The 13,327-nt window shown below is 63.0% G+C and carries 15 protein-coding genes, 1 tRNA gene and 1 pseudogene; 8 read left to right on the plus strand and 9 right to left on the minus strand.

What is annotated here, in order from left to right:
* Positions 1-261 precede the first annotated feature (261 nt).
* Complete coding sequence (locus RE429_RS05815; protein WP_414473391.1) at positions 262-864, minus strand: DUF1134 domain-containing protein; 603 nt, start codon at positions 862-864, stop codon at positions 262-264.
* Positions 865-1,008: 144 nt separating this feature from the next.
* Complete coding sequence (locus RE429_RS05820) at positions 1,009-1,833, minus strand: 3'(2'),5'-bisphosphate nucleotidase CysQ family protein (protein WP_414473392.1); 825 nt, start codon at positions 1,831-1,833, stop codon at positions 1,009-1,011.
* A 174-nt stretch (positions 1,834-2,007) separates the two neighbouring features.
* Between RE429_RS05820 and chpT the strand changes: the two genes are divergently transcribed.
* A complete protein-coding gene (chpT, locus tag RE429_RS05825) occupies positions 2,008-2,649 on the plus strand; it encodes a histidine phosphotransferase ChpT (RefSeq protein ID WP_414473393.1) in 642 nt (213 codons plus the stop codon).
* Here the strand turns inward: chpT and RE429_RS05830 are convergent.
* The gene (locus RE429_RS05830; RefSeq protein WP_414473394.1) at positions 2,630-3,529 is read right to left on the minus strand and encodes a LysR family transcriptional regulator; all 900 of its coding nucleotides are present in this window, start codon (positions 3,527-3,529) and stop codon (positions 2,630-2,632) included. The genes chpT and RE429_RS05830 overlap by 20 nt on opposite strands.
* A 125-nt stretch (positions 3,530-3,654) precedes the next feature.
* Here RE429_RS05830 and RE429_RS05835 point away from each other — a divergent pair, with 125 nt between their 5' ends.
* Positions 3,655-4,494 (plus strand): EamA family transporter, encoded by an 840-nt coding sequence (locus RE429_RS05835; RefSeq protein ID WP_414473395.1) that lies wholly within the window; start codon positions 3,655-3,657, stop codon positions 4,492-4,494.
* 180 nt (positions 4,495-4,674) lie between these two features.
* On the opposite strand, the gene ctrA is transcribed toward RE429_RS05835, so the two are convergent.
* Positions 4,675-5,376 (minus strand): response regulator transcription factor CtrA, encoded by a 702-nt coding sequence (gene ctrA / locus RE429_RS05840; protein WP_414473396.1) that lies wholly within the window; start codon positions 5,374-5,376, stop codon positions 4,675-4,677.
* Between the two features lie 528 nt (positions 5,377-5,904).
* Between ctrA and RE429_RS05845 the strand changes: the two genes are divergently transcribed.
* Positions 5,905-6,309, plus strand: a complete 405-nt coding sequence (locus tag RE429_RS05845; RefSeq protein WP_414473397.1) for a flagellar export protein FliJ — start codon at positions 5,905-5,907, stop codon at positions 6,307-6,309.
* A 68-nt stretch (positions 6,310-6,377) separates the two neighbouring features.
* Here the strand turns inward: RE429_RS05845 and RE429_RS05850 are convergent, their stop codons facing one another.
* Positions 6,378-6,989 carry a GNAT family N-acetyltransferase gene (locus tag RE429_RS05850; RefSeq protein WP_414473398.1) on the minus strand — a complete coding sequence of 204 codons (612 nt, stop codon included), beginning with the start codon at positions 6,987-6,989 and terminating at the stop codon, positions 6,378-6,380.
* A 200-nt stretch (positions 6,990-7,189) separates the two neighbouring features.
* On the opposite strand from RE429_RS05850, the gene RE429_RS05855 reads away from it, so the two are divergent.
* Positions 7,190-8,203 carry a lysylphosphatidylglycerol synthase domain-containing protein gene (locus RE429_RS05855; protein WP_414473399.1) on the plus strand — a complete coding sequence of 338 codons (1,014 nt, stop codon included), beginning with the start codon at positions 7,190-7,192 and terminating at the stop codon, positions 8,201-8,203.
* A gap of 83 nt (positions 8,204-8,286) precedes the next feature.
* On the opposite strand, the pseudogene RE429_RS05860 reads toward RE429_RS05855, so the two are convergent.
* Both RE429_RS05860 and RE429_RS05865 read right to left on the minus strand, forming a co-directional pair.
* A pseudogene (locus RE429_RS05860) lies at positions 8,287-8,532 on the minus strand (helix-turn-helix domain-containing protein); the annotation flags it as partial.
* Positions 8,533-8,756: 224 nt separating this feature from the next.
* The gene (locus RE429_RS05865) at positions 8,757-9,032 is read right to left on the minus strand and encodes a DUF1153 domain-containing protein (RefSeq protein WP_009763782.1); all 276 of its coding nucleotides are present in this window, start codon (positions 9,030-9,032) and stop codon (positions 8,757-8,759) included.
* A gap of 230 nt (positions 9,033-9,262) precedes the next feature.
* On the opposite strand from RE429_RS05865, the gene mnmA reads away from it, so the two are divergent.
* The 4 genes from mnmA to RE429_RS05885 all read left to right on the plus strand — a co-directional run bounded on the left by mnmA (position 9,263) and on the right by RE429_RS05885 (position 11,913).
* Entirely contained in the window at positions 9,263-10,417 is a 1,155-nt protein-coding gene (gene mnmA / locus RE429_RS05870) for a tRNA 2-thiouridine(34) synthase MnmA (protein ID WP_414474134.1), read from the plus strand.
* A 23-nt stretch (positions 10,418-10,440) separates the two neighbouring features.
* On the plus strand, positions 10,441-11,082 hold the full coding sequence (locus RE429_RS05875; RefSeq protein ID WP_414473400.1) for a class I SAM-dependent methyltransferase: 642 nt from the start codon (positions 10,441-10,443) through the stop codon (positions 11,080-11,082).
* A 366-nt stretch (positions 11,083-11,448) separates the two neighbouring features.
* A complete protein-coding gene (locus tag RE429_RS05880; RefSeq protein WP_414473401.1) occupies positions 11,449-11,655 on the plus strand; it encodes a hypothetical protein in 207 nt (68 codons plus the stop codon).
* 181 nt (positions 11,656-11,836) lie between these two features.
* Positions 11,837-11,913: transfer RNA gene (locus RE429_RS05885), tRNA-Met, on the plus strand.
* A gap of 53 nt (positions 11,914-11,966) precedes the next feature.
* Here the strand turns inward: RE429_RS05885 and RE429_RS05890 are convergent.
* Both RE429_RS05890 and RE429_RS05895 read right to left on the minus strand, forming a co-directional pair.
* Positions 11,967-12,347 (minus strand): rhodanese-like domain-containing protein, encoded by a 381-nt coding sequence (locus RE429_RS05890; protein WP_414473402.1) that lies wholly within the window; start codon positions 12,345-12,347, stop codon positions 11,967-11,969.
* A 220-nt stretch (positions 12,348-12,567) separates the two neighbouring features.
* Positions 12,568-13,143: a hypothetical protein gene (locus RE429_RS05895; RefSeq protein ID WP_414473403.1), complete on the minus strand. Its 576-nt coding sequence runs from the start codon at positions 13,141-13,143 to the stop codon at positions 12,568-12,570.
* Positions 13,144-13,327: the final 184 nt, after the last annotated feature.

The following is a 13,327-nucleotide window of genomic DNA, read 5'->3' on the forward strand; positions in this document are numbered from 1 at the left end:
AACCATTTCCACCGGTCTGGAAGCTGGCCCGGTATGCGCATCGCCCTCAAGGGCTGTCTCCGCAGGTGTGAAAGCAGCTCTCCTGGTGGTTCGGCCGCATTCTTGGAGCCGGGGGCCGGGGTCACTTCGCGGGAGAGAGGGGCTCTGAGCATCGGACGCGGGGCGTGGATTCGCCCTTTCGGGATTCCCTCCGGCGCTCCCTTCCGGGAAAGAGCGCATCGGTCTTGCGAAAAACCGGGACCACTTTTCACGCCCGATGCCCTAGAAGGGATTCCAGGTCGGCTCCGGCGTAAATTTCAGGTAACCCATATTGACGCCGAGCCGCGCGCCGACGCCGGTGCGGATCGGAACCACGATCATTTCGTCGGCCGCCAGTGCCGTCACGCCGAAGCCGCCGATGAAATAAGCGGAGCCGTCGATGCCCACGAAGCGCTTATAGAGGGCGTCCGTGAACGGCATGTTGTAGACGAGCATCATGGTCCGGGCGCCTTCGCCGCCGAAGTCGAAGCCGACCGACGGCCCTTGCCAGAAGATCTTGCGCTGGCCTGCATTGCGCGTGAACAGCTTGCCCTCGCCATAGCGAAGACCGCCAATGAGGGCTCCGGAGGCTTCCTGACCGAGAATATACCCGTTGGGTTCCCCCCACCGGCGCACGGCCTCTTCAAGGACCGTCGCCAGGCCCCGGGAGGCCGAGCCGAAGAATGAATGGCCGGACTCGACCAGTTCATTGGAATTGAATGAGTTCGGCCCGCCCGGATTGGTCGCATAGGCGCGCTGCACGTTCTGGGCCGAAGCCTGAAGGGGAAAAGCGCCGACAAGGGCCGCCAAAGCCGCCGCAGCAGCCAATGAAAATCGGGAGCGCATGGGCTATCTCCTCGTACAAGACAGGGGACGATCCGACCCTTTGGACCGGACGGCTTCTATCGAACCCTGACTTTACGGGCATCAACCCTAACAATCTCTGTATGACCGGCGCTTTGGTGCCGCAGGCCCAGGGGACGGAGCTTCTCAGGCCACCGCGGTCGGAAGATCCAGCTTGGGCGCGAGCGAGACATCGCCCAGGGCGGCGAAGGGGCCATTGAGATAGCCGCGCTCCTCATGCCCATAGGTCAGGGGTGCGCCGCCGGGGCCGACGACGCTGCCCCCGGCGCAGCAGAGAACATGGTCGCCCGCTGCCGTATCCCATTCCATCGTCGCCCCGCAGCGCACATAGATATCGGCCTCGCCCGAGGCGATGAGGCAGAACTTGAGCGCAGAGGATGTCATGCGCCTCGTGCCGATGGAGAGCGTGGACAGGCAGGCTTCCGTGGCAATGTCGCCGTGCCGGCGGCTCACGAGGGCGACCAGGCCGTCTTCGGGGGCGCGCCTGACCCTGATGTCGCGCCAGTCGAAGGTCGCGTGGTCCTCTTCCGGCATGGCGCTCGTCCGCGCCTTGGTGCCTGCGATCCAGATGGCGCCCATGGCCGGGGCCGCCACGGCGGCAGCCAGCGGGCGGTTCTTCCGGATCATCGCGATGTTGACGCTGTACTCGCCCGTGCCGCGAATGAAGTCGCCCGTGCCGTCGAGCGGATCCACCAGGAAGAAGACATCATCCGCATGGGCCGTACTGGCCGTCTCCTCCGCAACCACCGGCACATGGGGCCAGGCTTCATGGAGACGGCGGATGATCATCTCCTCGGCGGCCAGATCGGCCGCCGTCGTCGGGCTTCCGTCGGGCTTGATGCGCTTTTCGATCAGCGCATTCTCCATGCCGCGGAGGAGGTGGGCGGCCTCTGCGGCTATGGGGGCAAGCCTCAGGGCGATTTCATCGGGTTGAGAGACATCGAGCCGCATGACGGATTTGTGCCTGTTCTCGGAAGACCTGTCGATCTCTTTTACCTGCTTTCCAAAGAACTCATAGCCGGGTATCCCGGTTCACATTCTCTTTCCACTTCGGCTGTAGTCGTGAAACCTGAAACTCAGAATTTCATGAGTCCAGCGTTGAACTTACGGTCTTCCGGAGCCCTAATGGCCACCATCTCTCTTGATTCGCTCGATCTTGCCGCCCTCCTTTGCTCGCGCGTCTGCCACGACGTGATTTCGCCGGTGGGCGCAATCGTCAACGGGCTCGAGGTCCTGGAGGATGACAGCGACACCTCGATGCGCGAGTTCGCCCTCGATCTGATCCAGAAGAGCGCCCGTCAGGCCTCCGCCCGTCTTCAGTTCGCCCGTCTCGCTTTCGGCGCGGCCGGCTCCGCCGGAGCCTCCATCGACCTCGGGGATGCCGAGCAGGTAGCGCGGGGCCTGTTCCTCGACGACAAGGTCAGCTTCTCGTGGGCCTCGCCGCGCCTTCTGTTCCCGAAGAACAGGGTCAAGCTTCTCCTCAACCTGATCATGATCGCCATCACGGCCATTCCGCGCGGCGGCTCCATCGCCGTGACGGTGACGGGCGACGCGGAGAGTTGCGCGTTCTCGATCAGGGCCAAGGGCCTCAATGCGCGCATTCCCGCCCATTCGCAGGATCTGCTCGCGGGCAACTCGGAGAGCGGCACGGTGGATGCTCACGGCATCCAGATCTATTATGCCGGCATGGTGGCGCGAGCGTCCGACATGAGCATCGCGTTCAGCATCGAGGGCGATGAGGTGACGATCACATCGAGGACGGCATAGGCGTCCTCGACGCTTCCTCGGCAAGCCATGAGCAGAAGGCCTGCGCCTTCCGGTTCTGCCGGGGGCGCTGGACGGCGACATAGTTCATGCCGCTGGGAATAAAACCGAACGGCGCGAGCAGCCGTTGCGCCCGGATGTCGTCGATCACGAGCTGCCACGGCGCGATGCATACACCGAGCCCCGCCGTTGCAGCCTCGAGCATGTAATAAAAGTGTTCGTAGTCGGTTCCCGCGAGGTTGGATGACCTGAGCCATCCTGCCCGATCGAACCAGTCGTGCCATGCACTGCGCCGGGTGACCGTATGAAGGATCGGGGCGCCTTCGAGGTCCTGCGGGTCCTTAAGGTGGAGGCGCTTTGCGAGCGCAGGCGAGAGGACGGGCCCGACATATTCCGGGAAGAGCGTCGTGAGCGGCACCTCCGGCGGCAGTGGAAAATCGGCCAGGCGAACGGCGATCTCGTAGCGCTCCCGCGCAAAGTCGACCGGTGCATAGGAAGCGGACAGCCGCACCTCCACGCCAGGATACCTGTCCTGAAAGCGATGGAGCCGGGGAATGAGCCAGCGCATGCTGAACGTGCCCGTGCAGGAGACATCCAGGGCGCCGTTCTCTTCATCGGCGACGGCCCGCACGCCCGCCTCGATATGATCGAGGCCGACGGTCAAATTGGACAGCAGCGTCCTTCCGGCATCCGTCACGCGCAGGGAGTTCTTCGGGCCCTCGAAGAGGCGTACGCCGAGGATCTCTTCGAGATTCCTGACCTGCTTGCTGACGGCGCCGTGGGTCACCGACAACTCTTCCGCCGCAAGCGTCATGCGACCCAGGCGGGCGGCGGCTTCGAAGGCCGCGAGGGCGTTGAGAGAGGGAAGGCGGCGCCGGCTCATGTGAGGAAAAGGAACAATCTCTGATCGATCATATCGATTATCAATCACTTGGTTCCGTGGAACAAGGGCGCATCGCGGCCCGCAGACGATCTCTCCGTGCCGGCTCGTACAGCCTGGGGGATCATATGGAGCCCGTCGTTTTTGCCGCCGTCCTTTCTGCAGCCTGCCTGCACGCAGGCTGGAACGCCATCATCAAGGTTGGTCTCGACCGTTTCTCGTCCCTCCTGCTGATCGTCCTGGCGCAGGTTGGCCTCAGTGTCATTCTCCTCCCGTTCTTCGCATTTCCCGCCGCGGCGGCGTGGCCTTGGATTCTTGTCTCCGCCGTCATTCATACCGGATACAAGCTGTCGCTCATCAGCGCTTACGAGCATGGAGACCTTTCCCAGGTCTATCCGCTCGCCCGCGGCGCCGCGCCGCTCATCGTCGCGCTTGTCAGCACGATCTTCGTCGGTGAAGCGATGTCTGTCCCGAAGCTGCTGGCCATCGCTTCCATAGGGCTCGGCGTCGGCCTCATGTCGCTCGGGAGCGGGGTGAGCGGCCGGATGCCGCCGAAGGCCTTCGTATTCGCGCTCGTGACCGCCTGTTGCACCGCTTCCTATACGCTCGTCGACGGCACCGGCGCGCGCCTCTCGGAATCCGCATCGGGGTTCATTCTTGTGTCGACGCTCATCGACGGAATCCTGACCGGTGCCTATGCGTGGGCAACCCGCGGTCCTGGAGCCTTCGCCAAGACGCGACCCTTCTGGCGCAGCGGCCTAGTTGCGGGAGCCATGTCGCTCGCATCCTACTGGGTTGTGATCTGGGCATTTACGAGAGCGCCCATTCCTCTGGTCGCGGCGCTGCGCGAGACGAGTGTCCTGATGGCGCTGTTGATCGGAATCGTCTTCCTGAAGGAGCGCATCGGTCCCGGCCGGATCATGGCCGGATCGCTGATCGCCTGTGGGGTAGTTCTTATGCGCTTCTAGCGCATCGTGCGAAAAAGTGGCCCCGGTTTTCCGCAAGAGCGATGCGCCCTTTCAGGAGGGAGCATCGGATTCGATCCCAAGCGTGGAATCCGCTTTTCACGTCGATGCCCGCGTGGACCTCACAGGTCAGAAAAAAAGCCCGGCACATTGCCGGGCTTCGTCGGTTGCCTGACACGTCGCTCAGATCGCGATGCGCTCCTCGGCCTCGTTCGGTTCGCGCAGCACGTAGCCGCGGCCCCAGACGGTCTCGATATAGTTCTTGCCCTGCGATGCGTTCGCGAGCTTCTTGCGCAGCTTGCAGATGAAGACGTCGATGATTTTCAGCTCAGGTTCGTCCATGCCGCCATAGAGATGGTTCAGGAACATCTCCTTGGTGAGCGTCGTGCCCTTGCGCAGCGAAAGCAGCTCGAGCATCTGGTATTCCTTGCCCGTCAGATGCACCCGGGCGCCGCCGACCTCGACCGTCTTGGTGTCGAGATTGACGACGAGATCTCCCGTGGTGATTACCGACTGCGCATGGCCCTTCGAGCGGCGCACGATGGCGTGAATGCGGGCGACCATCTCGTCCTTGTGGAAAGGCTTCGTCAGATAATCGTCGGCGCCGAAGCCGAGCCCCTTCACCTTGTCTTCGATGCCAGCCATGCCGGAAAGGATCAGGATCGGCGTCTTCACCTTCGCGACGCGCAGCGTGCGCAGGACCTCGTAGCCCGACATGTCGGGCAGGTTCAGGTCGAGAAGGATGATGTCATAGTCGTAGAGCTTGCCGAGGTCGATGCCCTCTTCGCCGAGGTCCGTCGTATAGATATTGAAGTTCTCGGACTTCAGCATCAGCTCGATGCTTTGCGCTGTCGCGCTATCGTCTTCGATGAGAAGTACGCGCATGTCTATTCCCCAGCCCATGCCCTGGAGCTTGCGGGTCGCTTGCCGCTCCCCATCCACCACCGGGCCTGCGGCGGATGCCCTTTTTCACTGATTCGTGACGCTAGTTCAGAATGGTTAACAAACCCTGATTCATGCATGCAAGCGCTTAACGACATGGCGCTGCCAATCTGTCGCCCAAAGTGCTCGGCCTGTGGGTTCAAGGTGCCCATACGGAACTCCGCCGCTCCATCCGAAATTGTTGCAAACGAAGGGTTTCGCTCGCTCGTGCCCGTCGCTCTATCCAAGCTGCAGGCGTGACAGGGGCAGTGTTAACGAAATCAGTAAACGAAAGGTTGACGCAAGCCCCGCGCAAGCCTCGCTGCCGGTCCCGGAGCGGCGAATGACCCGCTAGGCCGCTCTCCCCGAAAGGCTTTTTGTTCGCGACGGTAAGGAAGAGTCAACTTCCGTGTCCGATGATGCCGCATGCCCGGCGGATAACTGAGCGATCCGGCAGGCACGTGAAACAGCGACGTGTGGAGTTGAATCAAAATGAAGTCGCGGGATACGCTCATCCGCCTCAAGCGCTTTCAAGTCGACGAGAAACGTCGGAGGGTGGCGCAGATCGAGATGATGATCGCCGAGTTCGACCGCATGGCGGCTGATCTTGATCGGGAGATCACAGCGGAGGAGCAGAAGGCCGGGATCACCGATCCGAACCATTTCGCCTATCCGACCTATGCTCGCGCCGCGGCCCAGCGGCGGGATAACCTTCGCATGTCGGCTCAGAACCTTCACACCCAGCTCGACGATGCCAAGGCCGAACTCGGCGAGGCGTTCGAGGAGCTGAAGAGAGCCGAAAGCCTGGAGGATCGGGAGCGCGTCGGCGAGCGCTCGTCCCTCGATCCGGCCATCAGCCAGATGGGTCAGGCGCGTGCCCTGCGGGCCATCGCCTGATCTTTCCATTTCGAACGGCATCGGACAAGGACGCGTCGCAGCCCGGCGCGTCCTTGTTCTGTTCGGCCTCAGCCGATCACCGGAACCTGGGGCGCGCAGTCGCCGGGTAGACGTCCCTGAAGCCGGGGATCGTCCGAAACCTCGATGGCCCGACGATAGGGCGTGAAGCCCGAGCGCATATAGAAGGTGAGAGCGGCCGGGTGATCCAGGCTGCAGGTATGAACGAAGAAGCGGTCGATCGGCCGGGCGAAGGCCCTGCGGATCGCCTCGCCGATGAGATAACGTCCGGCTCCCTTGCCGGTCGCTGCGGGCGCAAGGCCGAGAAAAGCCAGCTCGGCTTCCCGCTCCGGACGGAAGTCGATTTCCAGAAGTCCGATATCGTCCCTGCCGTCATGCAATGCATAGGCTTCGACCTTCGGGTCGTCGAGAATGCCTGCGAGCTCCTCGTCGGGCATCAGCACGCGGCTGAACCATAACCAAGGCTCGCCGACCTTGCGAAACAAAGTTCTGTATCGGGCGCGGTCGGTGTTGAGAGGCTGGAGCGACCAGCCTTCCGGAGCTTCCGCACGAGGCGTCGGAGGCGGAGAGCGCATCTCGAGGTAGGTGACGATGGCCGCGACCTTCCCCGGCGGGAGATCCGTGTAACCGTTCAGATTCAGCGCTGTCTGCGGGTTCGTCATGAGGCCGCCTCCGTATCCGTCCACAAGAGCCACCGCTCTGTCACGGAGCCTCCCGAAGGGCAATGGCAAAGCAGCCCCAACACGATGACGCACGTGTGACCGGATCGGACTTTATGTCCGTACTTTCAGGGCCGTTTCCTCTTGCGGTTCGAAGGGATTATGGGGCACAGAGAAGGGAACGAAGGAGCACGACCGTCTCGATGAAGAAAGTGCGTGAGTTCATCTGGCCCGTCATTGGGCTCGTAGCGGTTGTCGTGTCCGTCTGGCTTCTGTATCGTGAATTGCGCGGGATGTCCCTCGACGATGTTTGGGGCAGCCTGACGGCCGTGCCGTCTCACCGTTACGCTTTGGCCGGTCTGTCCACCCTTGTCGCTTATGCCGCCCTGGCCTGGTACGACCGGATCGCGCTTCTTCACCTTGGGGTGCGCCACATTTCGTGGCTTTTCGTGTCCATTACGTCCTTCACGACCTATGCCCTGTCCCACAATATCGGCGCTTCGGTGTTCTCCGGCGCGGTCGTGCGCTATCGCGCCTACACCTCCAAGGGTCTGAGTGCGCCGCAGATCGCCGTTCTCGTGGCACTTTGCTCCTTCACGTTCGGTCTCGGTACGATCCTCCTCGGCGGCCTCGTGCTGACCGCCGACCCGACGCTCCTGCATCGTCTGGAAGATCTGCTGCCTTCCGCACTCACCAATCCGGCGACGGCCCGGACGGTCGGCCTGCTGCTTCTGGCTTTCGTCGTCCTCTATGTCGCGGGCTCGATCCTGCATCTGCCCCCGCTCGTGATCCGCAAGGCCAAGCTGGAATATCCGCGTCCGGCCATCATGGTGCGCCAGCTGGTCGCCGCGCCCCTTGAGCTGCTCGGGGCCGCCGGCATCATCTATTTCGTGCTTCCGGCCCATCTCGAGCCGAGTTTCCTGGTCGTGCTCGCCGTGTTCCTCGCCTCTTTTTCAGCCGCGCTGGTGAGCCATGCCCCCGGCGGGCTCGGGGTTTTCGAACTCGTGTTCCTCACGGCGATGCCCGACATTCCCAAGGCGGATGTGCTCGCGGCGCTCATCATCTTCCGCCTTTTCTATCTGCTGATCCCCTTCGCCATGTCGCTGGTCGTCGTGCTCCTCTTCGAGAGGGCCCGTCTGGCGCAGGCGTGGCGGACGAGAGGAGCCGTCGACAGCGGCTCCATCCCGCCGCCGCCGCTCTCCTCGTCCGATCAATAGGATGTTTGGGGCCGGACGGACCGCACGGCATGTCCCTGTCCGGAGACGGATGGGGCGGTCTGCCGGCCGGAGGGCCTCTGAGCTCAGGCGGTGAGCGGAGGCTTTTGGCCCGGCTCCGGCACCCGAATGCCGGCTCCCATATATTCGTTCAGCTTGTTGCGAAGCGTGCGGATCGAGATTCCGAGAATACGGGCCGCATGGGTCCGGTTCCCGAGGCAATGGGCGAGGGTGTCCAGGATCAGATGGCGCTCCACGTCCGCAATGGTGTGGCCTACCAGGATGCGCCTGAGCGCTTCGACGGTCTGATCGGCGCGATCGGCGGCGGAGGAGAGCGAAAGAGCCGCATGGGGAGGGGCAAGGGGCTGCTGTTCCTGCATGTCCTGGGCGCTGAGCACGATTCGTACCTATCCAAGTGAAGGGTAAGGATTTATGCCCATCGTATGGTTAGGAAGACCTTAACGGCCCAGCTTCGCCCTTGGCTGGGAGCGCCATGAAAAAAGGCGCCGCTCGATGGAGCCGCGCCTTGATCTGCAGTGCTTTCGCGCTTTCAGGCTTACTGCCGGTACTGCTGAATGCGGGTGGTCCGGAGGCCGGCGAGGCCGTGCTGGTCGATGGACATCTGCCAGCTCAGAAATTCTTCCGTCGTCAGCGTGTAGCGCTGGCAGGCTTCCTCGAGGCTCAAAAGACCGCCCCTGACGGCGGCGACGACTTCGGCCTTGCGGCGGATGACCCAGCGGCGGGTGCTGGAGGGCGGGAGGTCGGCAATCGTCAGGGGACTGCCGTCGGGCCCAATGACATACTTGACCCTTGGGCGGTGGGGTTCGGTCATGATACGCTCACACAAAAATTCAACGACCTTGCTAAGCTCGAACCTAAAGGGTGGGGCTTAATGTTTTCCTAAGCCCGTCCAGGCGGTTACGAGTGAGCCTAAGCTTAGCCATAAACGTTAACACGGGCTTATTGCGGCACGTTTCTCTTTAAGAATTCACCGGCCATCGCTATAGAAGGGCTTTGGCCCCCTCCCGTGCGCCGCCTTGAACGGCGCCTCTGGATGGAATGATGCTCAACTCACTCGATCTTCCGAAAAGCCCCGCCGAGACCCGCGTCGTCGTCGCGATGTCGGGCGGCGTGGACTCCTCCGTCGTGGCGGCTCTGCTCAAGCAGCAGGGTTACGACGTCATCGGCATTACGCTGCAGCTCTACGATCATGGCGAAGCCGCCCACCGCAAAGGCGCCTGCTGCGCGGGCCAGGACATCTACGATGCCCGCCGCGTGGCGGAGGCCATCGGCATCCCCCATTATGTGCTCGATTACGAGGAGCGCTTCCGCACGGCCGTGATCGACCGCTTCACCCAGAGCTATCTGGCGGGCGAGACGCCGATCCCCTGTGTCGAGTGCAACCGCTCCATCAAGTTCCGGGATCTTTTGGAAACCGCCAGGGAGCTCGGCGCCGACGTGCTGGCCACGGGCCATTACGTGGCAAGCCGCCGCCTGCCCGACGGGCGCCGCGCCCTGCACCGGGCCGCCGATCCGGATCGCGATCAGAGCTATTTCCTCTATGCCACGACGCCGGAGCAGCTCGACCTCCTGCGCTTCCCCTTGGGTGAGCTGCCCAAGGAGAAGACCCGTGAATTGGCCCGCGAATTCGGGCTGACCGTGGCCGAGAAAGCCGATAGCCAGGACATCTGCTTCGTGACGCAGGGACGCTACAGCGACGTGATCGAGCGCCTGAAGCCGGGCGCCGTCCAGGGCGGCGAAATCGTCCATGTGGACGGGCGGGTGCTCGGCCGCCATGACGGCATCATTCACTACACCGTCGGACAGCGGAAGGGCCTGGGCCTCTCCGTCGGCGAGCCGCTCTACGTCGTGCGCCTCGATGCCGCCGAGGCTCGGGTGGTGGTCGGCCCCCGCGAGGCTCTCGCCACCCGCCTCATCCGCATCACGGACGTGAACTGGCTCGGGGATGGCCCGCTGGAATCCCTGGGCGAGCAGGGGAGAGAGGTCGCCGTGCGGGTCCGCTCCACCCGCGAGCCGCGTCCGGCCATCTTACGATCCACAGGAACCGGCGTTACTGTCGAGCTGTTATCGGCGGAGGACGGGGTGTCTCCCGGTCAAGCTTGTGTCATCTATGAGAGCGATGCTCCGCGGGCACGTGTGCTTGGCGGGGGCACCATTGCCCGCACAGTTGCCGAAGCCGCGTTCGCTGCGGCCTGAGGCGTCCCTCTGAAGGAACTTGCATGACGGATGGAGCGACCACGGCCCTGATGCGCAAAGCCTATGCGCGTTGGGCGCCGATCTATGACCTCGTTTACGATAAGCTGACGGAACCGGCCGCCCGGGCGGCCGTCAATGCCGCAACCGCCTGCGGGCCGAAAGTTCTGGAAGCCGGTGTCGGCACCGGGCTATCCCTGGGCTATTACCCCAGGCATGCCGAGGTTTACGGAGTCGATCTCTCCGAGGACATGCTGCGCCGGGCGCAGGACAAGGTCGATAAGCGCGGCTTGTCCCATGTCAGAAGCCTGCAGGTGATGGATGTGACCCGCCTGGGCTTTCCCGATGGGATGTTCGATGCGGTGACGGCTCAGTTCATCATCACGCTCGTGCCGGAACCCGAGGTGGCCCTGTCCGAGTTCGCCCGGGTTCTGAAACCCGGCGGCGAGATCGTGCTGGCCAATCACTGGGGCCAGCCTTCCGGGCCCGTGGCGGCTCTGGAGGAAATGGCCGCGCCCCTCGCCAAGGCAATCGGGTGGAGTTCCTCCTTCAAGGCCTCCCGCGTCGAGAGTTGGGCCCGCAGGACAGGGTTCATGGAAGTGGTCGAGTTGAGGCCGCTCTTCCCGGCCGGCTTTTTCAAGCTGATGAGGATCAGGAAGCGGGCTTGAGGCACCGGACGTGAAAAGTGGATTCCGCTTTTGAGATCAATTCGATGATCCCGCTCGACAGAAGCGCATCGTGCGAAGTGCGGAAAACCGGATCCACTTCTCGCTAGAGCCTTTTCCGCAAAAGTGGATCCCGGTTTTGCGAAGAAAAGGCGTCTTTCTCGAACAACAAGAGCCTTTTCCATGAACCGAAGTTCATGGAAAAGGCTCTGGCGCGGCTCGCCGGGTCCGCACGATGCGGCAGAGGCCCGCTTTTCTTTCAACGGGTCCTTTTTGGGGCAATCGCGGTGACTTTTGCGGCCCGAGCCCTATTTTCCTGGTCTCAACTCCCTGCACAGACTCACGAAAGTCATTCCAATGCGTCTTTTCATGTTCACCTCTCAGGCCAAGGAAGACCTGCACGCATTTGCGGGGGATGAAGCCGGCAGTAAACTTCCCGCCAAGTACGGCCCCTGGGGACTGACCGGCAGCCTTGGCTCGCGCGAGACCCCGCCGCACAAGTTCTCCCGGCGGGCGATCGAGCAGGCCATCTCGACGGAAGGCTTCCAGCTCTGGCGGATGAAGCCCAAGGGCTGAGCCTGCCTGAACCGAGGAACGGACGCTCCGACAGCCGTCCGGGCCGCCAGAACGGCTCGACTGATCCGGGCATGAGAAAAACCGACATAAATTCGCCGGATGCCCCAGGCTCTTTCTTGACAGCGGGGCCCAATCTTCCCTATATCGCGCATGCCTGACGCGGGGTCGCCCCGTGGCGTGGGGCGGAGTAGCTCAGTTGGTCAGAGCAGAGGAATCATAATCCTTGTGTCGGGGGTTCAAATCCCTCCTCCGCTACCAAATTTCCTTCAAAGCGATCATCGGAACGATCGATGCCATGGGCCCTGATCGGCCTATGCAGGCTCCGTATCGATTCCCGCTTCAGCGAGATCCTTGAAGCCGCCGATATTGAACACGGCGGTGTAGCCCATGTCCTGAAGAGTCTTTCCGGCGAGGGCGGACCGGCCGCCCGATGCGCAATGCAGAAGGATGGTTCTGTCCTTCTGAAACGCGGGATCGTGATACGCGCTTTCCGGATCGGCGCGAAATTCCAGCATGCCGCGCGAGACGTTCACGGCGCCTCTGAGCCTGCCCGTTTGCTGGACCTCGGTGGGATCGCGAACGTCGACGACCAGCACATCGCCTGATCGAATCTTCTCCTTGGCCTCGGTCGGCGACAGTTTGGGAATGACCGAATTCGCTTCCGACAGGAAATCCTTGACTGTTTTCGGCATGACTTCGTCCCGCTTCCAATAAATCCCGAGAAGCCGAAGGCTCTTCCCCGCGCGCTGATCCGTCAAGAGGGGCAAGCGGGTAGGGGCCTGGCGGCAATCGGGTGCAGCCCTGAAACCCTGCGGGCGATCTCTCCCGTCATGGTGCACGGCTGGCGCTGCAATGACTCGTGGTGTGGGCGCACCCGGCTCGCTTTGGTTCAGGGAGCCGTCCTGGAAATCCTCATTCGGGTGCCTCCATCAGGCCGGACATGGTTTCGGGACGGGGCCGCGTCAGGATCTGAACGCGCCTGCCGTCAGGAAACTCGATCGTGCGCAGTGTCATGACTTCGAGACCGGCATTGATGCCCTCACGGACTCTCTCCGCGCGCGACGGTCCCGAGGCTCGATCGGCGGTTCTGCGCGATCGGACCGAGGGTTCGCCCCGTACGGCCGTGCGGGTCCGCTGTCGACGATCCCTGCTCTCGTCGACGGTCTTGCGCGGCTGTGGTTTCGCGGCGGCCTTCTCCTCGCCCGTCGAAGGGGAGGGCTGACCGGTTCCCTGCAGCGCCTGCTTCCTGTTCGCCGCATCCGTCTTGGAGGCCGCATTGCCATCTGTGGAGGGCGAGGGGAGCTGAGGTGCAGCGGGCTTGGGCTTGAAGGTGCTTACGGCAGGAGCGACGGCGCTCGAAGGAGCGGCCCCGGCCTCGGGAGGCGGATCGACCCAGGCGCGCGACGATTGGGCATGGCCCGCCGACGCGCCCGCAATCAGCCCAAAGGCCAAGCCCACGCTTCCAATCCAATGCAACCGTATTGCCATGGCCATCTCCTCTCAGAAAAGAGGAACGCTTGGCTGGCCTAGGCGGGTTCCACGAGACATGGGGGGCGAAGCAACTTACCGTGAAATGAGGGTATACGGCCAAGTCTTGCGGCCAAGTCTTGCGGCCAAATCTTGCGGCCAAATCTTGCGGCCAAATCTTGCCGGTCCGGCCTCTCCTCGGGCC

The sequence above is a fragment of the Microvirga sp. M2 genome (assembly GCF_047497095.1).
GTDB lineage: Bacteria > Pseudomonadota > Alphaproteobacteria > Rhizobiales > Beijerinckiaceae > Microvirga.